The following is a 24,189-nucleotide window of genomic DNA, read 5'->3' as shown; positions in this document are numbered from 1 at the left end:
TCGGTAGCGGTCGTGATGCTGGAGCGGGAGGGGAAGATGCGGTATGGGCCTGTAGTGGATGCCCTGGGACTGGCCGTCATAAGCATCAATTTCATGACATGGCGTGTCGCTCAACAGCTCAAAAATGTTGACCCGGGTTACTTCAAGACACGTGATGGCTCGCTGCACTGGTGGGATATAGGTTCGTGGTTTGGTGTGATTGGTATGCTCGTGGACTCGCATTTGCCCGCACCCGAGCACGGGCCGGACATGCGTCGGCGCATCATTGTCATCAGGGTGCTAAGCGCGTGCGCGATGGCTGCAGGACTGATCTTCCTCTGGGTGACTTTTACCCACCCGGAGCTAATTTTCCGGAAGTAGCATAGGGTCGATCGCGCAATAGAAGAATGTCCGCTTTCGACCCATAGCGGACCTTAGGGAGGGAGCCAATTTGCTTACCGTTGCCGAAACGGATCTTGATTTGTTCTTTGGTTCCGAGTCTGAACGAATGGACGCGGACGTACCTTGGCCATACAGCGGCTTGATTTATAGGGTGAAGAGCGGCGACTGGAGCGTGGAGTTCGTTGTGTCGCCTTCCTATCGATCCGTGAAGTTGGTGCTTGGGACACGCGGGAGAGTTGTTTACGAGCTCGACGCGCAGAGAATTGCTGACCTCAAGATCCACGAAGGTCCATCTCACCCGACTCTGGAGATCGAGGTCGGAAGGGACCAGGGCATCTTCTTAAGGCTGCAACCCGAACTCTTCTTGGGTCAAAAGGTGGATTCGGCATGACAAGAGGAAGGTCCGCTTTCGACCCGTAGCCGACATTAGTAATCGAGGCCGCGCCCGCTGCAAGGCGCGCAGTGAACGAAATGGAACTGCAGTCAACGCCCGTCAATCTGCTAACCGGATTTCGGTGTATCCCGACAATGGAGGGTGATCATGAACGCGATGCTGCAGGAAGAGGCCACGCTCAGGCGACCGCTGCTTGACTACTTGCCCGTGGGGCTCTTTGGGTCAGTAATGGGTTTGATCGGGCTTTCCGTGGCATGGCGCCTGGCCGCGCGCTTGTATGGCATGCCGGCAGAAGTTGCCGATGTCATCGGCGTGTGCGCGATGGTGGTGTTCGCGGCCTTGGCGCTCGCCTACGCCTGGAAATGCATGACGGCCTGGCAGGCAGTAAAGAGTGAATTCCAGCACCCGATCGCTGGAAGTCTCTTCGGGGCAGTGTGGATCAGCCTGCTTTTACTCCCGCTGGTGTCGGTCCAGTTCAGCCCGCAACTTGCGCTTGGCCTTTGGGTGATCGGGGCCTGCGGGATGACACTTTTTGCGTGGCTTATCGTTAGTCGATGGATGAGTGAGCGACAGCAAATGGCTCACGCCACGCCCGCCTGGATTGTGCCGGTGGTGGGGCTGCTGGATATCCCGTTAGCCATGCCTGCGCTTGGTCTGAACGCAGATACCCGCTTAGGGGTGTTTGCAATGGCGGTGGGTCTGTTCTTTGCCGTGCCCCTCTTTACGCTCATATTTTCGCGACTTCTGTTTCAGGACCCCATTCCCGAGGGCCTTCGGCCATCCCTGATGATCCTGGTCGCGCCATTTTCTGTTGGGTATTCCACGTACCTTACGGTAACGCGTAGTCAGGATGTATTTGCCGAGGCGCTCTACCTGATATCGCTATTTCTTCTGGCCGTTCTCATCGGGCAGATGCGTTATCTCGCCCGGTGTTGTCCCTTCCGCGTTTCCTGGTGGGCTGTCAGCTTCCCGCTTGCTGCGTCGGCCATTTGCGCCATCAAATTTGCTGGAGTGAATCCGAGTCCATTCACCCATGGTGTCGCCATTTTTCTTCTTGCGGTTGCCAGCCTTTCCATCGTTGGGCTTTTTGTTCGAACCTTGAAGGGACTCCTGTCGGGTGAGTTGCGCACACTTAGCGGTTAGGTTTTGTTGGCCATCACTTATTTCCGGGGGTGTACTCGAAGGACCGCTTTCGACCCGAAGCGATGAGATGGATTCCTCGCAGATCCAGGTGGTCGCTCCAGTGACCCCAGGGTCGCCTGCGCGCGCACCAACAAGCAGGTTCCCATTGCTTACGAAGTGGGTCATCCCGAAGTCTCGGCACTGAACTTCAATGATGAGGTTTTTCGTCTCGATCATGGGCAGCAATCCGCCGCTCTTACGAGCTTGCTTGGCAAGATCTTCCTGGGGATCTTTGTTCTTTTGCTCGCCGTGGCGGCTATCAGCCTCTGGCTGCGCCCTGGCGATAGATCGAATGCTGTCTGAGTAGAATCCACATCCCGGCATGGGGGCTTTTGTCCAAAAGCGCTCCGACGATCCATGCCTTCACCATGGTTCCATCCCTCCAACACGACTGAGTTACTTCATGGATAAGAAGAATAAGCTGGCCTTGCTGCTGTGCGCTGCTGCGGGCTTCCTCGTGGCCTGTCATGAGCAGCCGGCAACCAGCGAGCAGGCAAAGACGTCTACGCCACCGGCGTCTGCCGCATCGGCTGCCGCACAAAAGGCACCCGTGGCGGCGTCAAGTGCCGCATCCAGCCCGGCGCCCGGTGCCTCGTTCGTGGTCGGTGTGCTGGGGTTGAATGATGGTGATGCCGAACTGCAGGGTTGCAGCACCAGCCTGAGGCGAAAGGATTCAGCGTCGCAGCCCGGGGATGTCTTCCGTGAAGCCGACGCCGACAAGGATGGCGTGGGCTTCATGCGCATCGATGGCAAACTGATTCGCGTGGTCATGGTGCAGACCAACACCGATGACACGAGCAGTATCACCTTGTATGAAGACGCCGCGCATACGCTGCGTATCGTTGAGACGGTCGAGGCGGGCGAAACCAACGAGAACGCCGACAGTACCGAGCTGCATGGCACCTTGACGATTACCTATAAGGGTTCGACGCAAACGCTGCCGGTGGATGGTGGCGTGGCGTGTTGATCCCGGAGGGCTGACGGAATGGGGGCAAGGTCCACCTTCCGGTCGCGGACATCTCGGCAGCCCCCAACAAAAGGCCCGGCGATGGCTCGCCGGGCCTTTTCGTTCTGAGGGTGGGCGTGGTGGTCGACGCCGGAGGGGGTCCTCCAGGCGAAAGGTCAAACAGGCCTCCCTGATGGGCGGCCCAGGCAGATCGGGCCCCTCGGGTGGAGCCCGGGAGGCCGCGCGTCGCCGTCGCGCTGGCCGTTTGAGCCCGCAACCCGACGCGAACTCTTCGGCCAGGTGCCGCACCCAGGGATGGGGTGAGCGCTGCTCTCCGTAGAACTACGGTTTGCCGGGGCGCGCCTTTGCGGGACGATAATTCACCGCGTTCGCATGGTCGCGTGGAAAACCGATGGTCCTGCTACCGGTCATCGTCGTCAGGGTAGGTATCAGATCAGGCAGCATCCGCTTGATAGCCAGAACTTTCACCCTCAGTCACGGAGTCATCCCATGAAAGGTCGACTGTTCGTTCAGACGTCCATCGTGCTGTGTGCACTAGCCGTCTCCCAGATGGCCAGTGCCGCGAACCTGGAGTGCACCATGAGATTCAGCCTGTCCGGCTGGTCGGTGATCTACAAGCACACCAGCGGCAAGGGCGTGGTTACCTGCAAAGACGGTCAAACCATGAAGGTCAAGCTTGAAAGTCATGGTGGTGGACTGACGGCCGGCAAGTCCCGCATCGACGATGGCATCGGCAATTTCAGTGACCTGCACAAGATCAGCGATGTGCTGGGCACCTACGCGCAGGCGGATGCCAGTGCGGGTGCCGTGAAGTCCGGCACCGCACAAGTGCTCACCAAGGGCGAGGTCTCCCTGGCGCTGTCCGGTGCGGGGCAGGGCATCGATCTGGGCGTGAGCGTCGGTGGCCTGACGATTTCGGAAGACAAGTAACGCTGGAGCCAAGGTCGACACCGGCCTGACGGGGCTGGGTTCACATGCCTGCCCGGGTGTGAATCCGACCCCGTTTGCGTGCCCGCCCCCTGATCACATGCAGGGCCAGCCGCGCACGGCGTGGCGCTCCACGACAATCTCAGCCGCTGAGACCCCCTCTCCCTAAGGTGCGCACATGACCACGCGCGCCGCTCTCCAAAAGGCCCTGAACCGCATCGAGGGCCATCTTCCTGACCTGCTGGAGCAGTTTCCCGAGCCTGGCGATTTCTGGCCGGCGTTTGCCGGGGAGGCGGATACGCTGCTGGAAAGTGCCGGCCAGGAGCATGACTGGGTGGCCGACAAGCTGGAGAGTATGCTGGCTTTTCACGGGGCGCCGTCTCCTTAGGAGGGGCTGTGTGCTACTCCGCCGAGGTTTGGGAAGATTTTCGTCTTTACGAGCGCATGGGTGGCACGCTGGATATCCATGCGTTTGCCAAGATGCTGGAGGCGCGCCGTTTTACCGGCGACCTGTTCAAGGTCGTGCCCAAGGCCATGCGCGAGCCGTTCGAGCATCCTCGCAACGAAGGTGAGGAGGCGGTGAGGCAGGCGATGCTGGAAGCCTACCGCTCCGCCACGCTGGTGATCGAAGAGGAGCTGGCCGCGCAGACGGAGCGCCTGGTGAAGGCGGAGGCGGTGCTGGCGTCGCCCAAGCCCACGAAGAAGGCCGAGACCGACAAGCGCGTGGCCACCAACAAAATTGCCGCGGCGCGCGAGCGGCTGGAAGAAGTTCAGTCGCAGGCGAAAAGTGATGGCTATGGCCGCCTTTGGCCCGGCCAGTTTGCGCCGTTGCTGATACGCGACCCCGCTACCGGTGCGCGCATGATCGTGCCGGCACGTTACCGCTGTCGCCTGCCGGGCTGGACGAAGGCTGACGAGCTGGAGAAGCCGGGAACGTACAACGCGCGCAAGGACAAGCTGCACAGCGTGTGGAAGAAGCTGTTTGGCTACAACCACGGCGTAATCGTGGCGCGGCGGTTCTACGAGAGCGTGTCGTTGCATCGGCTGCAGCATCGCGAGCTGGTGCCGGGCGAGCGCGATATTGCCGTGGAGGTGCGCTTCGAGCCGGAGCCGAAGCAGGAGATGTTGCTGGCCTGCCTGTGGCGCCATGTGGAGCCGGCGGAGGGCGAGGAGGGTTTCTATTCGTTTGCCGTGATTACGCGGGATCCGCCACCGGAAGTGCAGGATGCAGGGCACGATCGCTGCATCATCGCGCTCAAGCCCGAACATGTGGATGCGTGGCTGGCGCCCGATCCGGGTCACCTGTCGGCGATGTTCGCCATTCTGGATGACCCGATTGATGCCTTTTACGAGCACGCAGTGCCGGATAAGTAGGGCGGCGCGGGCGTTGCGTCCCCGGACCACGCCATCGGCTTCATTCCTGCTGCCCGGGGTGGGTTCCCGTGGCGGTCTCGCGCATCAGCCGTTCAAGGTCGTGGCAAACCTGCAGCGCCAGCCAGTACAACGCGCCGCGTTGTATCGCGCCCGCCAGGCGAGTGGCTTCTTCGACCGACATCGGCGCGCCACTCAGGATGCGGCGCAGGTCGCGCGTAGCAATGCCGCAGCGGCGTGCCTGCTCATCGGCGCTCACGCCATCGGGCAGCGTGTGCTCATCGAGTGGCACCGGGCGGGGTGGGCGCACGCAGGTCATGGTGTCGATGGGCAAGCCAGGGCGAATCGGAACCAGGGTGTGTGGCGACTGGGGGCGCATAAGCTGCCTTTCTTCGGGTGCACGAAACCAGCGGATGCCGTTGAGGGAATCCGTGTAGGCAAAAGCCTGGTTGGAGCGTCCGGGATGGCCGGGTGTGGCGTGCCGTCAAGGAGGCAGCACGCCACAAGGCTCGATCATTCCGGTTCGCTTACGCGCTCGTCACCTGCCCGCTACCGAGCTGCCGGGCGTACTGCGCCAGACACTGCATGGCCACGGTGATGCCCTGCCGGTAGTAAGTGGCCAACGGCCGCAGCGGCGGCACATCAGGGTGCCGTACCGTGTGGCGTAACCGCTCGTCTTCCTGGCAAAGCAGCGTGAGCGCGCGCAGCGCAAACGCCACGTCATCCAACGTGGACAACCGAAGCGATGGCGACGTGTGGTAGGCCGCCGGAGGGTCGGCGGCGGGCGAAGCGCGTGAGGCGTGGCCCACTGGAAGGGCTGGGCACAGGCGTGCCGTATGATCGACGTTAGCCATGATCAACTCCAATTAGTTGGTGATGGTTAGCGGGTCGTCGGTGTTGGTAGCACCGGCGGCCCGCGACTCACGACATTGCTGCCGTGACCGCCCGCAACCTCGTCCGAAGACGCCCGCGAGCGGTCCGGTCAAGCTAGCAAAGCCCGTTGTGGCGAGCTGTAGGGTTTTATCGGTGATACCTCGTCGGGCATCACTTCGATAGGCAGTGGGCGCGGGACTGGGGTGCCGCGCCGGACAGGGCGTGTGACGCTGTTTATGCGTTGCCGGTGGCGCGGGTCAGTGCGTCGAGGAATCGCTGGTACACCGCATCGAAACGCGCTGCGCCCACGTCAAAGACCCAGGTGCGCACGCTGGCCTTGGTGGCCTGTGCGTGGTGGTCCGTCCGGGCGCCCGCATCAATCGCGTTCACCAGCGCTTCCATCATGCGGTCAGGCACGTCGCCAGTGCGGCCGGGGTCCAGTCCTGCATCCAGCATGCTGGGTGCGAACGCCACGCTGGCAAAGCCGCGTTGCGAGGCGATGAGGTAGGCCTGTGCCACGGCGTCACCCATCACGGCGGGCGTCCAGTCGTCCGGCGAGCCCAGACCCAGCACCAGCACGGCCGATGCGCTGATGTTCGCGGGCGGATGGTCGATCAACAGCGACGAGCCTCGCGTTGCGGTAAAGCTACCTTCGCGACGCATGGTCACCAGGCGGGAACCCAGTGCATCGTCCAGATGCTTCAGGCCGCCCTGCGGGCCGTCGCTCGATACCTCATGCGTGAACATGCAGGCGCAGGAGAGCTCGGCCTGCGCGGCAACCCCGTCCCAGGCGGCGACCTGGATGGTTACGCCGTGGCTGCTTCCAATGGTGCGCATGGTCGTCATGGTGATGGGTTCTCGCGGGGATTGAACAACGTGTTCTGACGGGATGTTCGTGCGATCGCCCGAGCATGACCACACTCGTTTCAGTGATGCGTGATGGTCCGGTCAGCACGTAGCCCGGATGAAGCGTAGCGAGAATCCGGGGCAACGAAGCGAAAGCGCCATGCAACTCCGGCCGGACGATGGTGCGGTTCGTGCCTCGCGCAGCGTGGAGCGTGAGGCGCTCCCGGATTCCGCCGATGGCTTCATCCGGGCTACGGGGTTCTATAGCAGGCCCTTCGACGCGGCGCTGGCAAAGGCGAACAGGGAGCCCAGCCCATCAATGCATGGGCGGCGCTCCGTGCCGCGCATGCATGACGTCGTTGCTGCTCTTTCATCACGCTGACGTGGTTAAAGGCGCCCTTGCTACGGCGAACCTGACACCAGCTTGTCTCCCTATGCGTTGCGATCTTTCAGTGGGCTGACGCAACAGAACAACGCGCTGAATGACGATGCGTTACCCACGCCGGCGGCCTGCCATATTCATCGGAGGTATGGGGCGCTGTGCCATGTTTCCTGCACCGCCCTCGCCACCGGCGCGACGGTTCTCTTCATGCGTTCAGGAGCCTTGTCATGCGTAACCTTATTCCCCTCGCGCTGATTGCTTCGCTTTTTGCCATGCCGATGGCGGCGGCCGCGCAGCACGGTCATGGTGGCGGTGGCGCGCCTGCCAGCATGTCGATGAATCACGATGCACACGGCGATGCCGTGTCAGCGGAAGCAAAAAGCGCCAAGGCGGCCGATGAAAAGGTTGGCCCGGCCGTGCGCGATGTGTCGCGCGACAAGTCCAAGGGCAAGGGCCTGGCCAAGACCAACGGCAAGGGCCACTGAGTCGCTTTGCGCACTCATGGATTGCCCACGACGATGAGTGCGTAGTGGTGATGCCAAGGCAAGCAACGCGGTGTTGCTACCACCTGTGTGGTGAAGGCATCGGGTGATCGTGGCACGTACGAAGGCCCTGCAGCGATGCGGGGCCTTCCTGATTCACAAGGCCGACACGTACCTAACGAACCTCACCATCGGGTGAGGAAGCGTGAGCCTTTATTCGTATCGCTTTCCTAGATTGGCTCCACGACATGAGGTGGTGGAGCGGTACATGCAGGTTGATCTGGAAGCGGCCGTTGCACAGGCGTTGCGCGCAGCAAGGGCTTTTCTCGCGTTCGCCCGCCGGGCCGCGGAGGATGGTGCCTTGCCACTTGCTCTGGCCGCGTCGATGGCCGACGGCGCGAGGCAGGCCGTGGTGGCGCTACAGCGCGCGCTTGCCGGTGAGTCGGTGGCACGGTCGCCACTGGCGATGTCCGTTTTGCGGCATTGCATGGTGGATCTCGACACGCTGCACGAGTTGAGCGAACTGCTGCAGCACCACGACATGACGCCACGCAACACGCTTCATCTGGCGAACGCCATGCGCGATACCGCCGAGAAGGCCGTCAAGGGCCTGCTCGGCGTGCAGGGCATGTTGGGCGAGGAGTGACCCTGGTCGCCCTCAGGCAAGCAGCAGGTGCTGGGCGCTGTTGATGGAAGGAATGGCCACCGTGTCGCCCGCCTTGATGGTGGTGATGCCGCACGGCGATGGCTGGAAGAGCCAGTAGCTCGACAGCGGCAATCCGGCGAAATGGCAGAGCAGCACGCGGATGACGCTGTCGTGCGTGACGACCGCGACGCGCTGCTGCGGATGGGCCTGCTGGATGTCGGCAAGCGCGTCCGTGGCCCGGGCGGCCACTTCCTGCAGGGATTCGCCACCAGGGATGCGGAAGCGGTGCGGCGCGGTTTGCCAGAGGCTGGCTTCGTGCGGCCAGCGCTGCTCCACCTCGCTCACCGGCAGGCTGCTCCAGCTGCCGTAGTCGATGTCGATAAGGCCGGCATGCGCGGTGCCCTGCAGGCCGAAGGCCGAGCCGATGGTGTTGGCTGTGATGACGCAGCGTGACAACGGGCTGCAGTAGATCGCATCGAGCTTTTCGTGACGGCTCAGGTGGTCGCGCGTAAGGGCGATCTGGCGCTTGCCGTTGTCGGTCAGGGCAAGGTCCAGCCGGCCGCGGAAGGTGGGTGGCTGGATGCCTATCACTTCTCCGTGCCGGATCAGCAACAACGTGGTCATGCGTGCCTCTCCAAGGGGCGGCGACATCTCGTGACGGGCAGGTCGGATGGCACGTGCCATGGCCGGTGGCTGCGTTTATGGTGTCGCCAGGGGTGGGGATTCTCGCACGAGGGCGTTCTGTCGATGGCCATCCACCGACGCCTGCAGCGAGTTCCGCACAAGGTTGCATCGAGCAGGGAGTGTCCATCTGATGAATCCATCCGAGCGCATCGATCAGCTGATCGCCGGCATCGCGGACTGGCGCGGCAAGACGCTGGCCAGCCTTCGCGAAACCATTCTTTCTGCCGACGAGGCCATCATCGAGGAATGGAAGTGGATGGGCAGCCCGGTGTGGTCGTGCGACGGCATGATCGCGGTGGCCAATGCACACAAGGACAAGGTGAAAATCACCTTCATGCATGGCGCACAGCTGGATGATCCCAGTGGGTTGTTCAACGCCGGGCTGGATGGCGGCAAGTGGCGGGCGATTGATCTGCACGAGGGTGACAAGATCGACAAGCGCGCGCTGAAGCAGCTGGTGCGCAAAGCCATCGCCCACAATCGCGAGAAGCTGAAGAAGAACGCGCCCGCCCGGGCCCGGGCAAAGACCGGCAAGGCCGAAAAGAGCTGATCCCGGGGCCGGAATGGCTCCCAGAAAGCCGGGCCGGTGCGTATCAGCGCGATGGAAGGGCGACGCCACGCCGCACCTGTAGTTCATGTCGGAAACCGCCAGTCGTGCGATCATGTCTGGAGCCCACTCAAGGGTTGGGGAACGGCTTGATCCGACGCAGGACATCACGACGCTTCGTTGCATGGCTGGCTATTGCCGCCATGTGGCTGCTCGTGGGTGCGCCAACGGTTTCCCGTGTGCTTCCCATGCTGGCTTCCGGCGAGTCGGGAGCCTGGTGCGCAGGGCATGCGGCGGGTGCCGATCTGGCATTGATGTCCGATATGCCAGGCATGGCCGATATGCCGGGCATGGTGCATATGCCCGGCATGCCGGAGCAGCCGGGCGACCCGGCCCAGCACATGGATCACTGCGGCTACTGCGCCTTGCTGTCGCATACGCCGCTGCTTTCGGGTGGCGTGGTCGCGCTGTTGCTGGCCACGCCGCTGCCGGTGGTTTCGCCGGCAGCACCCGCCAGCGCGTCGTGGCACGCGCAACCACTGCTCAGCGCACGTCCGCGAGGGCCACCGTCTGTCCTGATGGGATGACGGTTCGGCGGCCTGGTGCGCGTATCGCGCGCCGGTGGCTGCCATCGACGGCAACACAGGGGAAGGGCGACGACGCGCGGGGATTGCGCTGACGCGTCCGGTTTCCCGTGATTGCCCGTGCCCCAGCCATGCGTCGCCCAGCGGCGCGGGCCCTCATGGAATTTGAGTCATGCGTTCTTCCTTCCTGCGCGGAGCGGTCCTTGGACTGCCGCTCACGCTGCTTGCTTCCTCCATCGCCATGGCCCAGGGCGGCACTGACGACACGCCCGACGCGTCCGCCCCCGACCAGAAGGTGACCAGCCTGGGCGAGGTCAAGGTTTCCGCGGCCACGCAGAAACTCGCCGCGCCGGGCTTTCCCGCGACGCTCGCCTCGGTGCCCGCGGAACAGGTGGAGGCCACCATCAATGCCGTGGATGTCGAGGACGCGGTGAAATACCTGCCGAGCCTGTTCGTCCGCAAGCGCAACTACGGCGACACGCAGCCGGTGCTGGCCACGCGTACCTGGGGCGTCAACTCCAGCGCGCGCACGCTGGTGTATATCGACGACATCCCGATCTCGGCGCTGATCGCCAACAACAACACCATCGGCGCGCCACGCTGGGGCATGACGTCGCCTGAGGCGATCGATCACATTGACATGTTGTATGGCCCGTTCTCCGCGGCTTACGCGGGGAACTCGATGGGCGGTGTCATGCACATCGTGACGCGCATGCCCGACAAGACCGAGGTGACCGTCAAGCAGACCGAGGCGGTGCAGTCGTTTGACCTGTACGGCACGCATGGCAACTACAGCACCAGCCAGACCAGCCTCACGGCGGGGGGGCGCAGCGGCAAGCTGGGCTGGTTCTTCGGTGCCAACGCCATGAACAGCTTCAGTCAGCCGCTGTCCTTCATCACCGGCGCGATCACGCCGGCCGGTACCAGCGGCACCGTCCCCGCGCTGAACAAGACGGGGCAGGTAGCGAACGTTTACGGCGCGGGCGGCCTGCTGCACACGCGCATGCTGGATCTCAACGGTGAACTGACCTACGACATCACGCCGGAGTGGAAGGCCACCTACCTGGTGGGCTACTGGAGCAATCACGGCCAGTCGCGCACCGATACTTACCTGACGGACGCATCGGGCGACCCCACCTACGGCAAGGTGGCGGGTTTTGCCAGCAACACCTATCAGCTCAGTGCGCATCACCTGATGCAAGGGCTGTCGGTGAAGTCGGATACCAAGGGCGACTACGACGCCTCGTTCGTGGTCACGCACTACGGCTTCCTCAAGGACAACCAGTGGCAGCCGGCGGGCGTGACCACCGGTACCGGCGTTACCACCAACGGGCGTCTTGCCAGCTATGGCGGCACCGGATGGTCCACGGCCGATGCTACTGGCATCTGGCGTCCGCAGGGTTATGGCGGTGCGCACGAGGTGTCCGTGGGCGCGCATGCCGATGAGTACACGCTCGACAACCCCACCACCAACCTGAGCGACTGGGAGGATCCGGACAGCCTCACCACGCTGTATTCGGCCGGTCGCGGCAAGACGCGGACGCAGGCTTTGTGGCTGCAGGACGCCTGGACGCTGGCCCCGGGCTGGCTGTTCACGCTGGGCGGGCGCTACGAATGGTGGAAGGCCAGCGACGGCTACAATTTCAGCGGAAAGACGGCCGTGCAGCAGCCGGTGGAGAAGGCGGACGGCTTCTCGCCCAAGGCGACCCTGCAATGGAGCGTGGCGGATGACTGGCGCATCACAGGCTCGCTGGCCAAGGCCATCCGGTTTCCGACGGTGGGCGAGCTCTACCAGCTCGTGCAGACGGGTTCCACGTACAGCGTGCCCAATCCGGACCTGAAACCGGAAACCGTGCGTAGCGGCGAGCTGGCCGTGGAGCATGCGATCGAGCAGGGCATGGTTCGCCTGTCGTTGTTTCAGGAGAACACGAAAGACGCGCTGATCTCGCAGACCTCGACGCTGCCCAACGTGGCGGTACCGGTGACCTTTGTGACGAACGTGGGCAAGTTGCGCAACCGCGGCATCGAGCTGGCGGCGCAGAAGACCAATGTGCTGATCAATGGGCTGGACCTGTCAGGCAGCGTGACTTTCGTCGATTCCACCATCCTGTCCAATGACAGTTTCGCCAGTGCGACCGGCACCACGTCGGAAGGCAAGCATGCGCCCTATGTGCCGCGCTGGCGCGCTACAGCGGTGGCGACGTATCGCCCCGACGCGGCGTGGGCGTTCACCCTGGCGGGGCGTTACAGCGGCAAGCAGTATTCGACCCTGGACAACACCGACAACACGCCGCACGTGTTCGGTGCCTTCGACTCGTTCACGGTGTTCGATCTGCGTGCGCATTACCAGATCAACGAGCATCTGGCGGCTTCGTTCGGCGTCGACAACTTCACCAACCAGAAGTACTACCTGTATCACCCGTTTCCGCAGCGGACGTATGTGGCGGATCTCAAGTTGAGCCTGTAACGAAGGGCGACTGGGTGCGCGACGGCTGCAACGGCTGTCGCGCACGGGGCGCTCCCACCATGCGTGTGATGGGCGGGAGCGCAGCTGGTTCAGTGGCACACCAGCACGGGCACGTCGGCGCGAAGCAACACTTTGTGGGTTTCGCTGCCAAGCAACAGGCGGGTCATGCCGCGCCAGCCGTTGGAGCCCATCACGATCAGGTCGGCGTGCGCGTTCTGGCAGGTCTTCACGATGGTTTCGTACGGCTGGTCGCCGAACTCCATCAAGCCCTCGTACGGCACGCCGGCGGCGTCGGCCAGTGCCTTCACCTGGTCGAGGTAACGCTGGCCGTTGGCCTTGGCTTCTTCGTTATAGGCGAACTCGGTGGCAGCCAGGATGGCGCCCATGTAGGCAATGGTCTGGAACGGTGAGATGACATGGATGGCGGTGACCTTGCCCTTGGTCAGGGTGGCCTGTTCGATGCCGGTTTTTGCGGCGCGCAGGGAGAGTTCGGAGCCATCGACGGGGATAAGGATGTGCTTGAACATGGATTCCTCGCAGGGAGCCGCAAGCGCGGCGAAAGAATGGGCAAGGGCAGCGTGGCGCAGTGGCCGTGCAGCGTTCGTCACGGTGCTTACGGTCCAGCTTAGGCAAGGCGCACCTGCCCCGGTACGCGTGGCGTCAATCCGCCGCATGGAAGCCTGCTTACAGCCGTTGGTTGTGCACGTCATGCCAACGTGGCAGGACTAAACTTGGCACAGAACGCCAAGGGAGACCTGGTCATGTTCAAGCATATCCTGCTGCCGGTTGATGGCTCCGAATACACGTTGAGGGCAGTGGATACCGGCATTGCCCTGGCGGCCCGGCTGGACGCGAAAGTGTTTGGCTTCCATGTGCTGCCGCCGCTCTCCACGGTGTCCTTTATGTCCGAGCTGCTCCAGCATCGCGGCTGTTACAGCGAGGCGGCGAAGGAACGCGCGCAGGAGTACCTGGCCGAGGTCACCCGTCGCGCCGGTGCGGCGAACGTGCCGTGCGAAACCGAGTTTGTATTCGACTTGCGGCCCTACGTGGCCATCGTGGCGGCAGCAGCCAAACATCATTGCGACCTGATCGTGATGGGCTCCCGCGGTTTTGGCGGACTGGAGCGCGTGCTGCTGGGCAGCGTGACGCACAAAGTCATGATCAGTTGCGATACGTCGGTGATGGTGTGCCATTGAGGTCGGCGCTCCGCCGCCACGTCTGGCTGATTCGTGACGCCGGGTGATCGCAGGCCCTGGCGTGCGCGCCGGGATCGGCCGGGCTCTGAGTCGCCCGGGACATGCTCGGGAAGCGGTTTCCGGGGCCGGCTTTCGAGGGTTGTCATCCAGCGCTTTGGGCATCCGGGCAGGCCGGGTGTGTGCCGGGGAAGGGGCTTGCAGACTGGCTGCCTACCCGTTTCGCGTCCGCGCGTAAGTTTTACTCAAAGTGTCACGACGCGTTAACGGCGCCAAGGGCAACGTAGAACTCCCCACCCGGGACTTGGCGGTACCTTTATGGAATGGGATCGCGACAATGACCTGCTGACCCGCGCCTGCGACGAACTGGTCGAGCAGAACGCGCTGCTGCAGCAGGAAATCGAACTGCTGCGGGCCCAGTTGCGCCAGCACCCGGCCGGGGAACTGCAGATTCGCGAGGCCCGCCGCCAGATGGAGGAGTGGCAGGAATCCGCGCACGGGCGCACGCCGTTTCCATCGGCCCGGCAAACGGTGCGGGCCTTCTGAGCCATCACCCGGTTTCGCGGGTCAGACAGCCAGCACAATCTTGCCGATGTGCTGGCTGCTTTCCATTTCACGATGGGCATCCGCCGCGCGGGTCAGCGGGTAAGTGGCGTGGATCATCGGCAGGCATCGCCCTTGGGCGAGCGCCGGCCATACCTGTTCCCTGAGCGAGGCGGCAATGGCGGCCTTTTCCTGTGAGGAGCGCGGGCGCATGGCCGAGCCCGTGATCACCGCGCGCTTGGCCATGATGGCGTGCAGGTTGACGTGTTCCGCCGTGCCACCGCCGAGGAAGCCGATCAACAGCAGGCGTCCGTCACGCGCCAGCGTGGTCAGGTTGTCGGCGAAATAGGCGGCGCCCATGATGTCCAGGATCACGTCCGCGCCGCGGCCTTCCGTTTTCGCCAGCACCACCTCGACAAACGATTCCTGGCGATAGTTGATGGGCTCGCCGCCCAGTTCGCGGATGGCTTCGCATTTCTCCCGTCCACCTGCGGTGGCGAAGGCGCGGATGCCGAACTCCTGGCACAGCATCAGCGCGGTGGTGCCGATACCGCTGGTGCCGCCATGGATCAGTGCGACTTCGCCGCGACGCGCATGCCCCAGCTGGAACAGGTTGGCCCACACGGTGAAGAAGGTTTCCGGAATGGCGGCCGCCTGCAGCATGGATACGCCGGCAGGTATGGGCAGCACCTGCCCGGCGGGAACCACGCAGTACTCTGCGTAACCGCCGCCATTGGTCAGTGCGCACACTTCGTCGCCCACCGAAAGCCCGGTGACGCCGTCGCCGACGGAGGCCACCGTGCCCGCCACTTCCAGTCCCGGGATGGGGTTGGCGCCGGGCGGAATGGGATAGCTGCCCTCGCGCTGCAGCACGTCCGGGCGATTCACCCCCGCAGCGCGCACCTGGATCAGCACTTCACCGGGCCGGGGCTGTGGCGTGGGTGCCTGTCTTGGTATCAGCACGTCCGCCTTGCCGGGGCTGCTGATGTGGATCTCGGTCATCGTCGCGGGGAGCGAGGGCGGCATGATGCGCTCCGGTCAGTGGAGTCCCTGGGCGGCGGCCCGTGCGTGGCGCCGGTGTCTGAACCACCAGCGTAGGGAGAGCACGATGACGATCAGGAGAAGAATGCCGATCACCCCGATCACCTGCAGCATGCGCGTCTGGCTGTACATCACGAAGCGGCCGGTCTGTGTGTAGAACCCGTTGAACGACGCGAGCAGCTGGGGGAGTTGGGCCAGGTCGGCCTTGCCCAGTGGCAGTGGTGCTTCGTCGGGGTGCCAGTTCGAGCCGGTGGGTTCGGTCTGTCCATGCCGGTCCAGTTCCACATGGCCGCCCAGCACGTAGGTTACCGGTCGATCGCGCACGTAGTCGTTGATGCGCGCGGCGCTGGCGCGATCAGCCTCGGTGTTGTCGATGATCAGCCGGCCGGGAAGGAAAAAATCACCGGTGAACAGCAGACCGGTGTTGCCGTCGTAGAACGAGACGTGTGAAGGGTAGTGGCCAGGCGTGGCGATGACGTCGACCGTGCGGCCGCCCAGGTCGACATGGGCCACGTCGTTGGGCCAGTCGCGAAAGCCGAAGCCGTCGATGACGTGGGGCAGGTCGGTGCCGATGATGGCAACGTCGGGGGCGCTGGCGAACTGCGCGTCGCCTTCGCGGTGATCCAGGTGACCATGCGTGTGGGCGATGAGCAGCGGAATCCGCTTGCCGTTCACCTCGGGCAACAAGCCGAGCACGGTGGAAGCGAGCGGCATCTTGTCGGCATCAGCTACATCACCGGTGTCGATAAGCAGGGCGCGGTTGGCACCGATGAGCAGATAGATGAACGGCCCTTCGTAGGTTTGGCAGAGACTTTCGCGCAGGATGTAGGTGCCTTGGTCGTAGCGATGCACCTGGAGTGGGCGGGGCGGGTTCTTCTGGCAATTGGCAGCACCGGCATCCCAGTGGACATTCATGTCGCCGGGCGAGGGCTGGGCGAAAGCAGGCATGCCCAGCAGGGTGGCGGCACAGCACAGCACGATCATGACGTACTTCATTCTTGCCTCGACGGATCCGGGCGCGACGGGCGGTCGCGGCATGCAGCGAGTCCGATGCGCCAGGGCGCCGAAGGGTTTAGTTCGCCCCCTTTACCTGGCCGGTTTTGTGATGGCCATGTGAAATGTGTCGCGGATCTCGTCTGAAGCGTGCCGTAGAGCGCATGGCGGGCACTTACCGGCACCGGATGACTAGGGCAGAGTCCGGCGTCTGGCTTCCGGCGCAACGTCGCAAGCCAGTGCTGATGGAACTAGAGCGATGCCACCAGGCATCTCGATATGGGTATCGACTATGGAGGGAACACCTATGCACCATGCATCGAGCCGTCGGTTTGGTTTCTGGCTGGCGACAGGGTTGTTGGCGGCGTCGTTGACGTCGATGAATGCCATGGCGGATGGCGCACTGCCGGCCACGGGGCTTGGCCAGTCATGGCCCAACACCACCGACGTCAGCGCAAGTCCGCACTGGCACGTCTACGTGTTCCAGCGCAACGGCGTGCGCTACGTGCAGGTCAATGATCTGAACGGCAAGGTGCGCGGTGCTGTCGCTGCGTCCAACGGCCACTTCCTGACCCTGCCGCTGGGTTCGGACGCCACGCGTGTGGCGACACCGGACGAACCGCTGCCGGCCTCGGGCAGCACCACCGGCGAGATCGTCTATCAGGACAGCTCGGTGAAGGTGCTGGTGGCACCGCAGGCCACGGGGGTGGCGAGGGTCTATGTGGCGGCAACCGATTGCCACGATCCGATCGAATGCAGTTCCCGCATCAATTGATGATGCGCTGAGGCTTCACCGGGGTGCGCCTGGCGTGCCCCGGTGAGGCACCGAGCTGCGCAGCGAGTCGTGCAGCAACAGGGTGACGCTGACCGTCTGTTCGACTTCGCGCAGATGCACGTCACCGCCGTAAATGTGCGTGCGATCGCGAATCGACGAAATGCCCAGGCCACTGGCGCCGAGCAGGGTCATGGCCTGCTTCCAGGCTTCACTGTCCGCCGGCTCGCCACGCCCGATGTCGTGCATCGGGGTGTGCGTGGTGGCGCGGCTGCCCATCAGTCGCATCACTACCCAGCGTCGCCCCTTGGTGTTGCCGCCGCGCAGCTGCAGCTGGATGTGCTGCATGGGCCCGCGCGAAAGTACGTGCACCAGCACTTCGCAGGCAAGGCGGTACAGCGCCATGTGAACGTCGGGCGCGAGCTGGCTCAGGCCGCGGCCCGAAAGCTCGCAATCGTAGGTGGCGCCCGCCATGTGGATGGCCTGCGCAAAGGGGCCTTCGCGCAACGTGGCGGGCACGCCGCGCTCACGCCATCCGCGCGGATAGAGTGCATTGGCCAGGCGGTGCATTTCGTGCTGGGCCAGTGCTACCTGTTTGGAATAAGAGCGCTCTTCGTTCGAAGGCAGCACATGTCGAAGACGGTCCAGCAGGCGGTTGTGGTTGTCACGGATGTTGTGGCCAAGATGTTCGAGCGCATCGGCGGCCTGCCGCAGCCGCAGCTCCTCCAGGTACAGGCCTTGCTGGGCCAGCTGGAATCCGCGCAGGGCGTCGACATGGTTATTCTGGTTGACTTGGGCCTGTTGCGCGATGCGCGAGCCGAGCATCAGCAGTGTGGTGATGGCAAAGGCGATGAGTGCCTGCGCCTGGATCACCGCCGGATCGCGCACCATCGACGAGGTCAGCGTGACGGCGATACTCGCCAGCGTGCCGCCCAAAGCGGCGCCCTGCCAGCCATGACGCAGGGTCAGCCACACCACGGGCAGGAACATGGCGATGCGAAACACCTGCATGCCATCGCCCTGGCTGCTGAACACCAGCACCATCAACACCAGCAGGGGCGTCAGTACGCCGACCAGCATGTCCTTGGCAAGCCGGCTGCGCCACAAGGGGGCTTCCAGGGCGGCAGGCACCCGGCCGGTCTGCCACATGTAGATGGCGATGGCCGACGGTGCGATCGCCAGTGCGCCCAGGTAATTGCCCAGGAAGTAGCCGAAGGCCACCTGTGCGTCGAGCAGCGGCGCGGCCATGCCCGTCGGCAGCGTCGCCGCTGTCACCACCATCACATCGTCGAAGGCGGTAACGAGTGCACCGGCAAAGATCACGCCGAGCAACATCGGCATGTTGACCTGCTGTCGATCCTGCAGCAGGCGCGCGTGACGCCGCACCCAGGCGACCACGGCCATGACCGGCAGCATGGGCGGCAGCGCTGCCAGCGCGGACCAGCGCCAGCCGAAATCGTCCATATGGGACCATGCGTGATGGCTCACGGGGATCAGTTCACCCAGGAGCAGCGCCGGCCAGTACCGATACGGAAGCAGCAACAGGCAGGCAACGCGCAATCCAGCCGGCAGGTTCCAGTGCGAAACGGAAATGTCGCGCAGCAGTGCGTAGCAAAGGGCGTACCCCACGCAAACAGCAACGTGGCGGCCCAGGGCGCGCAGCGCGAAAACTTCCCCCATTGTGTTCTTCCCCATGTGTGTCTTGGCTCCCCGGGCTCACGTGGGCCCGAGGTTGTGCGGGCGGCTGGGCGACGTCATGCGTCGCCGTCCCCGAATTCCATTGGGCATCGGCGTACCTGCCAGTGCATCTCCGGGCGTTCTTGCACCTCGGACCAACGATTGGACTGCGCCCCCGTCAAGCCTGAAAACAGGCGCGGCCTTGCTTACACCGCGGCGACTCTCGCATAAAAACCGGTGACGTTCCGGTGAAAGGCGTCGCATTGCGTACTGAAGCAAATACTTGCGACGCGTGCCGTGCGCTGGTGGGCAGTCTGGCGCTTCAGGTAGTCGCTGTATCACCGCGCCGACTGCTGATTTCCACGCCTTCACGCATGGCCTTGGTCACCGGCGTGTTGGCTACGATCTCCAGCAAACGGTTCCATTGTTCGTCGGTGAGCGGGCCCGTGGCATGCAGCGTGCGCATCACATGCAGGCGTCCGTCATCGTCACGATCAAGCTGCAGTTCCGCACGAAACTCGCCGAGATCCCAGCCTTTGCGCTCGGCATACATGCGCAGGGTGATGGCGGTACATGCGGCGAGCGAGGCGAGGTAGTAGTCGAACGGCGCCGGGCCCGCACCCTTGCCACCCAGCTTCACCGGTTCGTCGGTGTCGAGCTTGTAGTGGCCCGCTTCGATGTGATGAAGATAGTTGCCGTCCGTCGAGACGATGCTGGCGGAAGATACTTTGGACATGTGTCCGGGCTCCTTGCGTGTGAGGCGATGACGCGCGCTGCGATGGCGCGGATAACCGTCGAGGGTAAGTGCCGCGGGCACCTGTGCCAAGTGCGCGCGGCGTCGATGGCAGGTCTGGCAATTGGACAAAAGTAGAAGCCGGATGGCACGTTTTTTGGCCCCGCATGCGCTGCGCGCCCTTGAGACGCGGCGATATAATCGGCATATAGGTGCGCGCCGCCGCTTGTCGCATGATTTTCGTGCCGGCTCATCGTCGGATCGATGGGTCGCGTAGCGATGGTGTATGCCTCGTGTCTTCTCTCCGGATATCCGTCATGCGTTCCTTTGCTCTTCCCGCCGCCATTGCATTCAGTCTTGTTCTTGCCGGCTGCGCCACCAGTCGTGGCTTGCACACCACCGGCACCCTGACCGATCCCGGCAGCCTGAAGTCCGAGCGCAGCCTTGCCGATGTGCAGCTCAGCCCCACGGCGTGGCCTGCGCAGGACTGGTGGGTGAGCTACGGCGATCCGCAGCTGACCGCTTTGATCGACGAGGCGCTGAAGAACAACCCCAGCCTTGACCAGGCGCAGGCGCGTGCGCGCCAGGCGCAGGCCATTGCGGACGGCGTCAATTCCGCGCGCAAGCCGCAGGCGAACTTCGATGCGGCCATGACCGGCGCCTATCTTTCCAAGAAGAACCCGATCTACCCCGAGTACGTGCTGGGCAAGTTCGCCTGGAGCAAGTCGCTTACCGCGGATTTCTCGTGGGATCTCGATTTGTGGGGCGGCAAGCGCGCTGCGTGGGAGGGCGCACTGGGTCGCAGCCGTGCAGCGGAGATCGAGGCCCATGCTGCGCGCATCGAGCTGTCGGTGAACGTGGCACGTGCCTATGTGCAGCTCAGCTATGCCTTCGCGGCCAAGGACGTGGCTGACGCCGAGTTCGAGCGCGCCAACCGCACGCTCGACGTCACGCGCAAGCTGGTCAAGGGCGGCCTTGGCACGCCGCAGCAGGAACATTTCGCCGATTCGCAGGTGGCCGGTGCGGAACAGCAGAAGGTGGCCGCCGATCGCGCCATCGACGCTGCGCGCAGCAGCCTGTCGGTGCTGCTGGGGCAGGGGCCGGATCGCGGCCTTGCCATCGAGCGTCCGCACCTGACCGACCTGGGCCCGGCGGTGCTTCCCGACAAGCTGCCGGTGGATCTGCTGGGTCGTCGTGCCGACCTGGTGGCGGCGCGCTGGGAGATCGAGGCTGCCAACAAGGACGTGAAGGCTGCCAAGAAGGATTTCCTGCCCAATATCAGCGTGTCGGCCATGGCGGGACTGATCGCGGTGGGCGCCAGCACCAATGTGTTGTCCATGCAGGCGCGCCAGTACGCGTTTGGCCCGGCGCTGAGCCTGCCGTTGTTCGATGGTGGCCGTCGTCGCGCGCACCTCGCTGTGGCGGACGCCGAGTACGACGCGATGGTGGCGCGATACAACGGCCTGCTGATCAGCTCGCTGAACGAGGTTTCCGACCAGGTGTCTGCGCTGGCCTCGGTGCGCCAGCAGATCGTGCTGGAGAAGCGCTCGATGGACGATGCGCAGAAGAGCTGGGACGACGCGCTCAAGGCGTATCAGGGTGGCCTGAAGGGCCCGCTCACGCCGCTCACCAGCCGCCAGCAGCTTCTCACGGCGCAGCAGCGCCTGGCATTGCTGGAGAGCCAGCAGAACGACATTTCCATCCGCCTGATCGAGGCGCTGGGCGGTGGCTTTGACGGCAGCAACGACGTTGCCCAGATGAATGAGGCAGCCGCAGCGGCGCCGCAGGCATCGGGCCATGCGGACGCCGCGCGTCCATGACTTACCGGTTGCAGCCGGTCGACGAGCCCGGTGCCGCCGATCGCAAGGCCATTGCCGCCCCGTTGATCGCCTACAACCTCAGCAAGGTACCAACGCTCGACGTCCAGCCGCTGGTGATTGCGCTGCACGACGAGCATGACCAGGTCGTCGGCGGCCTGTGGGGCGAAACGGCGCTCGATTGGCTGCATGTGGATCTGCTGGCCGTGCCGGAGTCCATGCGCGGGCAGGACGTTGGTACCGCGCTCATGCATCGCGCGGAAGCCATGGCCCGGGAGCGGGGTTGCGTGGGTGCCTGGCTCGATACATTTGCCTTCCAGGCCCGGGGTTTCTACGAGAAGCTGGGCTATACCGCTTTCGGCGAAATCCCGGATCACCCCGTGGGTGGTGCGCGTTACTTCCTTCTCAAGCGCTTCTGATACTGCCACCCGTGCTGCCACGGGCTGGAAAAAATCCTTTGAGGCCCTACATTTATGGCTTGGTCCGGTGATCCGGGCCACGCATGGGTTTCAGGAGGTGGCAGTCATGGCAACGGGTTGGGCCGGCGACGGCGCCGTACAGGACCAGATCGACGCGACCGTGGACGACGCGGTGAAGCGCGCCCGCAGCCGGCTGCAGAAGGGGCCGGGGCTGAGCCATTGTGAGGAGTGCGACGCTCCGATTCCGGAGGCGCGACGCCAGGCCGTGCCCGGCGTGCGCCTTTGCGTGAGTTGCCAGACCACGCTGGACGAAGAAGCCGCCTTCAGTGGCTACAACCGTCGCGGCAGCAAGGACAGTCAGTTGCGCTGAGTCCGTGCTGGCCCGCTGGTAGCAATGCTTCATATGAACGATGGCGGCGCGCCGTGGCGGTGGCGGTATTGACACGCGCACGCGCGGCGAGGGTCAATATTTGTCTTTCGTCGACTCAGGATGTGCCGTCGCATGACCCCCAGCTACCGCTCGCGCAAGCCCGCTGTCCCCACCTGCCGCGAGGTGGGTCGATGAGCGCCCGTCTCAGCCCGCTGGCCGGCAAGCTGGCTCCCGAGGCCCAGCTGGTGGACGTGGCGAGGCTGCGCGACGCGTATGTCGACCTGCGCCCGGATGTGGGCGTACCCGCGCAGCGCGTGGCGTTCGGCACGTCGGGACACCGTGGCGGTTCGCTGGAGCGCAGCTTCAACGAGTGGCACGTGTTGGCCATCACCCAGGCCATTTGCGAGTACCGCGCCAGCAAGGGCATTGACGGTCCGTTGTTCATTGGCATCGACACCCATGCGCTGTCACAGCCCGCACTGGAAAGTGCGCTGGAAGTGCTCGCCGCCAACGGCGTGGAAACCATGGTGTCCAAGGGCGGCGAGTACACGCCCACGCCCGCCATCTCGCACGCCATCCTCACTTACAACCGTGGTCGCGCGACGGGGCTGGCCGACGGCATCGTGGTGACGCCCTCGCACAATCCGCCCGATGGCGGTGGCTTCAAGTACAACCCGCCCAACGGCGGCCCGGCGGATACCGACATCACCGGCTGGGTGCAGAAGCGCGCGAATGCCCTGATCGAAGGCGGCCTGCGCGAGGTGCGCCGCGTGCCGCTCGCCGAGGCGCTGCGTGCGTCGACCACGCATGAGCACGATTTTCTGGATGCGTATGTATCCGATCTCGCCAACGTGATCGACTTCGATGCCGTGCGCGCCAGTGGCGTGCATCTGGGTGTCGATCCGCTCGGTGGCTCGGGCGTGCACTACTGGGCGCCGATTGCCGACCGCTATGGCATTGACCTCACCGTGGTGAGCGACGAGGTGGATCACACGTTCCGTTTCATGAGCGTGGACTGGGACGGCAAGATCCGCATGGATCCTTCGTCCTCGTACGCCATGCAACGCCTGATTGGCCTGAAGGACAGCTACGACGTTGCCTTCGCCTGCGATACCGACCATGACCGCCATGGCATCGTCACGCGCAGCACGGGCCTGTTGCTGCCCAACCACTACCTGTCGGTGCTGGTGGATTACCTGTTCCGTCATCGCCCGCAGTGGCGCAGCGATGCCGGCGTCGGCAAGACGCTGGTGAGCACGGCGCTGCTCGATCGCGTCGCCAAGCGACTGGGGCGTCGGCTCTATGAAGTGCCGGTGGGCTTCAAGTGGTTTGTTGATGGCCTGTTCGACGGCTCGCTGGGTTTCGGTGGCGAGGAGAGCGCAGGCGCCTCGTTCCTGCGTCGCGATGGTGGCGTGTGGAGCACCGACAAGGACGGTATCGCCTCCGCGCTGATGTCCGCCGAAATCACCGCGCGCATGGACAAGGATCCGGGCGAGCTGTATCGCCAGATGACCAGCGAGCTGGGCCGACCGCTGTCCGAGCGCGTCGATGCGCCGGCGAACACCGAGCAGAAAGCGAAGCTGTCCAAGCTGTCGCCGGACCAGGTGAAGAGCACGCAGCTGGCCGGCGAGAAGATCGAGGCCGTGCTGGATCGCGCACCGGGCAATGGCGCGCCCATCGGAGGCATCAAGGTGGCGTCGGCCAATGGCTGGTTTGCCGCGCGGCCGTCGGGCACCGAGGACATCTACAAGATCTACGCCGAGAGCTTCAAGGACGAGGCGCATCTTCAGCAATTGCTGGAAGAAGCGCAGGCGATGGTGGATCAGGCGCTCAACGCTGGCTGATCGCCGCTAGCTGCAAAAGAAAAAGGGCGCCCGAGGTGGCGCCCTTTTTTTGTG

The 24,189-nt window shown here is 64.1% G+C and carries 28 protein-coding genes; 19 read left to right on the top strand and 9 right to left on the bottom strand.

Annotated features, from left to right (window positions below; genetic code table 11):
- Positions 1–12 precede the first annotated feature (12 nt).
- From H8F01_RS21140 to H8F01_RS21110, 7 genes are all read left to right on the top strand, one after another.
- Positions 13–360, top strand: coding sequence for a hypothetical protein (locus H8F01_RS21140; RefSeq protein WP_187056969.1), 348 nt, complete (start codon positions 13–15; stop codon positions 358–360).
- Positions 361–430: 70 nt separating this feature from the next.
- Positions 431–772, top strand: coding sequence for a hypothetical protein (locus H8F01_RS21135; RefSeq protein WP_187056968.1), 342 nt, complete (start codon positions 431–433; stop codon positions 770–772).
- 150 nt (positions 773–922) lie between these two features.
- The gene (locus tag H8F01_RS21130) at positions 923–1,918 is read left to right on the top strand and encodes an SLAC1 anion channel family protein (RefSeq protein WP_187056967.1); all 996 of its coding nucleotides are present in this window, start codon (positions 923–925) and stop codon (positions 1,916–1,918) included.
- A gap of 442 nt (positions 1,919–2,360) precedes the next feature.
- Positions 2,361–2,924, top strand: a complete 564-nt coding sequence (locus tag H8F01_RS21125) for a hypothetical protein (protein ID WP_187056966.1) — start codon at positions 2,361–2,363, stop codon at positions 2,922–2,924.
- Between the two features lie 489 nt (positions 2,925–3,413).
- A complete protein-coding gene (locus H8F01_RS21120; RefSeq protein ID WP_187056965.1) occupies positions 3,414–3,854 on the top strand; it encodes a hypothetical protein in 441 nt (146 codons plus the stop codon).
- Positions 3,855–4,029: 175 nt separating this feature from the next.
- The gene (locus H8F01_RS21115) at positions 4,030–4,239 is read left to right on the top strand and encodes a hypothetical protein (RefSeq protein WP_187056964.1); all 210 of its coding nucleotides are present in this window, start codon (positions 4,030–4,032) and stop codon (positions 4,237–4,239) included.
- 8 nt (positions 4,240–4,247) lie between these two features.
- A complete protein-coding gene (locus H8F01_RS21110) occupies positions 4,248–5,225 on the top strand; it encodes an SOS response-associated peptidase family protein (RefSeq protein ID WP_187056963.1) in 978 nt (325 codons plus the stop codon).
- Positions 5,226–5,265: 40 nt separating this feature from the next.
- On the opposite strand, the gene H8F01_RS21105 is transcribed toward H8F01_RS21110, so the two are convergent.
- The 3 genes from H8F01_RS21105 to H8F01_RS21095 form a co-directional block, all read right to left on the bottom strand.
- Entirely contained in the window at positions 5,266–5,532 is a 267-nt protein-coding gene (locus H8F01_RS21105) for a helix-turn-helix transcriptional regulator (protein WP_187056962.1), read from the bottom strand.
- Positions 5,533–5,749: 217 nt separating this feature from the next.
- Entirely contained in the window at positions 5,750–6,076 is a 327-nt protein-coding gene (locus tag H8F01_RS21100; protein ID WP_187056961.1) for a hypothetical protein, read from the bottom strand.
- 253 nt (positions 6,077–6,329) lie between these two features.
- On the bottom strand, positions 6,330–6,941 hold the full coding sequence (locus H8F01_RS21095) for a M17 family peptidase N-terminal domain-containing protein (RefSeq protein ID WP_187056960.1): 612 nt from the start codon (positions 6,939–6,941) through the stop codon (positions 6,330–6,332).
- A gap of 609 nt (positions 6,942–7,550) precedes the next feature.
- Between H8F01_RS21095 and H8F01_RS21090 the strand changes: the two genes are divergently transcribed.
- Positions 7,551–7,808 (top strand): hypothetical protein, encoded by a 258-nt coding sequence (locus tag H8F01_RS21090; protein WP_187056959.1) that lies wholly within the window; start codon positions 7,551–7,553, stop codon positions 7,806–7,808.
- A 202-nt stretch (positions 7,809–8,010) separates the two neighbouring features.
- Complete coding sequence (locus H8F01_RS21085) at positions 8,011–8,451, top strand: hypothetical protein (RefSeq protein WP_187056958.1); 441 nt, start codon at positions 8,011–8,013, stop codon at positions 8,449–8,451.
- Between the two features lie 12 nt (positions 8,452–8,463).
- Here H8F01_RS21085 and H8F01_RS21080 read toward each other — a convergent pair whose 3' ends face one another.
- Positions 8,464–9,075 carry a histidine phosphatase family protein gene (locus tag H8F01_RS21080; RefSeq protein WP_187056957.1) on the bottom strand — a complete coding sequence of 204 codons (612 nt, stop codon included), beginning with the start codon at positions 9,073–9,075 and terminating at the stop codon, positions 8,464–8,466.
- 190 nt (positions 9,076–9,265) lie between these two features.
- Between H8F01_RS21080 and H8F01_RS21075 the strand changes: the two genes are divergently transcribed.
- The 3 genes from H8F01_RS21075 (at position 9,266) to H8F01_RS21065 (ending at position 12,733) form a co-directional block, all read left to right on the top strand.
- On the top strand, positions 9,266–9,685 hold the full coding sequence (locus H8F01_RS21075; protein WP_187056956.1) for a DUF1801 domain-containing protein: 420 nt from the start codon (positions 9,266–9,268) through the stop codon (positions 9,683–9,685).
- Between the two features lie 146 nt (positions 9,686–9,831).
- Positions 9,832–10,269, top strand: a complete 438-nt coding sequence (locus H8F01_RS21070) for a DUF2946 domain-containing protein (protein WP_187056955.1) — start codon at positions 9,832–9,834, stop codon at positions 10,267–10,269.
- Positions 10,270–10,438: 169 nt separating this feature from the next.
- Positions 10,439–12,733: a TonB-dependent receptor gene (locus H8F01_RS21065; protein WP_187056954.1), complete on the top strand. Its 2,295-nt coding sequence runs from the start codon at positions 10,439–10,441 to the stop codon at positions 12,731–12,733.
- An 89-nt stretch (positions 12,734–12,822) separates the two neighbouring features.
- Here the strand turns inward: H8F01_RS21065 and H8F01_RS21060 are convergent, their stop codons facing one another.
- The gene (locus H8F01_RS21060) at positions 12,823–13,260 is read right to left on the bottom strand and encodes a universal stress protein (RefSeq protein WP_187056953.1); all 438 of its coding nucleotides are present in this window, start codon (positions 13,258–13,260) and stop codon (positions 12,823–12,825) included.
- Positions 13,261–13,494: 234 nt separating this feature from the next.
- Between H8F01_RS21060 and H8F01_RS21055 the strand changes: the two genes are divergently transcribed.
- A complete protein-coding gene (locus H8F01_RS21055) occupies positions 13,495–13,929 on the top strand; it encodes a universal stress protein (RefSeq protein WP_187056952.1) in 435 nt (144 codons plus the stop codon).
- Positions 13,930–14,244: 315 nt separating this feature from the next.
- A complete protein-coding gene (locus H8F01_RS21050) occupies positions 14,245–14,472 on the top strand; it encodes a hypothetical protein (RefSeq protein ID WP_187056951.1) in 228 nt (75 codons plus the stop codon).
- 21 nt (positions 14,473–14,493) lie between these two features.
- On the opposite strand, the gene H8F01_RS21045 is transcribed toward H8F01_RS21050, so the two are convergent.
- Together H8F01_RS21045 and H8F01_RS21040 are read right to left on the bottom strand one after the other, a co-directional pair.
- The gene (locus H8F01_RS21045; protein ID WP_187056950.1) at positions 14,494–15,495 is read right to left on the bottom strand and encodes an NAD(P)H-quinone oxidoreductase; all 1,002 of its coding nucleotides are present in this window, start codon (positions 15,493–15,495) and stop codon (positions 14,494–14,496) included.
- Between the two features lie 12 nt (positions 15,496–15,507).
- The gene (locus tag H8F01_RS21040) at positions 15,508–16,506 is read right to left on the bottom strand and encodes an MBL fold metallo-hydrolase (RefSeq protein WP_187056949.1); all 999 of its coding nucleotides are present in this window, start codon (positions 16,504–16,506) and stop codon (positions 15,508–15,510) included.
- A 304-nt stretch (positions 16,507–16,810) separates the two neighbouring features.
- On the opposite strand from H8F01_RS21040, the gene H8F01_RS21035 reads away from it, so the two are divergent.
- Complete coding sequence (locus H8F01_RS21035) at positions 16,811–17,278, top strand: hypothetical protein (RefSeq protein WP_187056948.1); 468 nt, start codon at positions 16,811–16,813, stop codon at positions 17,276–17,278.
- 15 nt (positions 17,279–17,293) lie between these two features.
- On the opposite strand, the gene H8F01_RS21030 is transcribed toward H8F01_RS21035, so the two are convergent.
- Both H8F01_RS21030 and H8F01_RS21025 read right to left on the bottom strand, forming a co-directional pair.
- Positions 17,294–18,955, bottom strand: a complete 1,662-nt coding sequence (locus H8F01_RS21030; protein ID WP_187056947.1) for an MASE1 domain-containing protein — start codon at positions 18,953–18,955, stop codon at positions 17,294–17,296.
- Between the two features lie 319 nt (positions 18,956–19,274).
- The gene (locus tag H8F01_RS21025; RefSeq protein ID WP_187056946.1) at positions 19,275–19,688 is read right to left on the bottom strand and encodes an OsmC family protein; all 414 of its coding nucleotides are present in this window, start codon (positions 19,686–19,688) and stop codon (positions 19,275–19,277) included.
- Positions 19,689–20,002: 314 nt separating this feature from the next.
- On the opposite strand from H8F01_RS21025, the gene H8F01_RS21020 reads away from it, so the two are divergent.
- The 4 genes from H8F01_RS21020 (at position 20,003) to pgm (ending at position 24,135) form a co-directional block, all read left to right on the top strand.
- Complete coding sequence (locus H8F01_RS21020; protein ID WP_187056945.1) at positions 20,003–21,505, top strand: efflux transporter outer membrane subunit; 1,503 nt, start codon at positions 20,003–20,005, stop codon at positions 21,503–21,505.
- A complete protein-coding gene (locus H8F01_RS21015; RefSeq protein WP_187056944.1) occupies positions 21,502–21,921 on the top strand; it encodes a GNAT family N-acetyltransferase in 420 nt (139 codons plus the stop codon). The genes H8F01_RS21020 and H8F01_RS21015 overlap by 4 nt, the downstream gene beginning before the upstream one ends.
- A gap of 106 nt (positions 21,922–22,027) precedes the next feature.
- Positions 22,028–22,291, top strand: a complete 264-nt coding sequence (locus H8F01_RS21010) for a DksA/TraR family C4-type zinc finger protein (RefSeq protein WP_187056943.1) — start codon at positions 22,028–22,030, stop codon at positions 22,289–22,291.
- A 191-nt stretch (positions 22,292–22,482) separates the two neighbouring features.
- Positions 22,483–24,135 (top strand): phosphoglucomutase (alpha-D-glucose-1,6-bisphosphate-dependent), encoded by a 1,653-nt coding sequence (pgm, locus tag H8F01_RS21005; protein WP_187056942.1) that lies wholly within the window; start codon positions 22,483–22,485, stop codon positions 24,133–24,135.
- Positions 24,136–24,189 lie beyond the last annotated feature (54 nt).

This window comes from Dyella telluris (assembly GCF_014297575.1).
Lineage (GTDB): Bacteria > Pseudomonadota > Gammaproteobacteria > Xanthomonadales > Rhodanobacteraceae > Dyella > Dyella telluris.
This window is presented reverse-complemented; position numbering and strand designations above follow the sequence as displayed.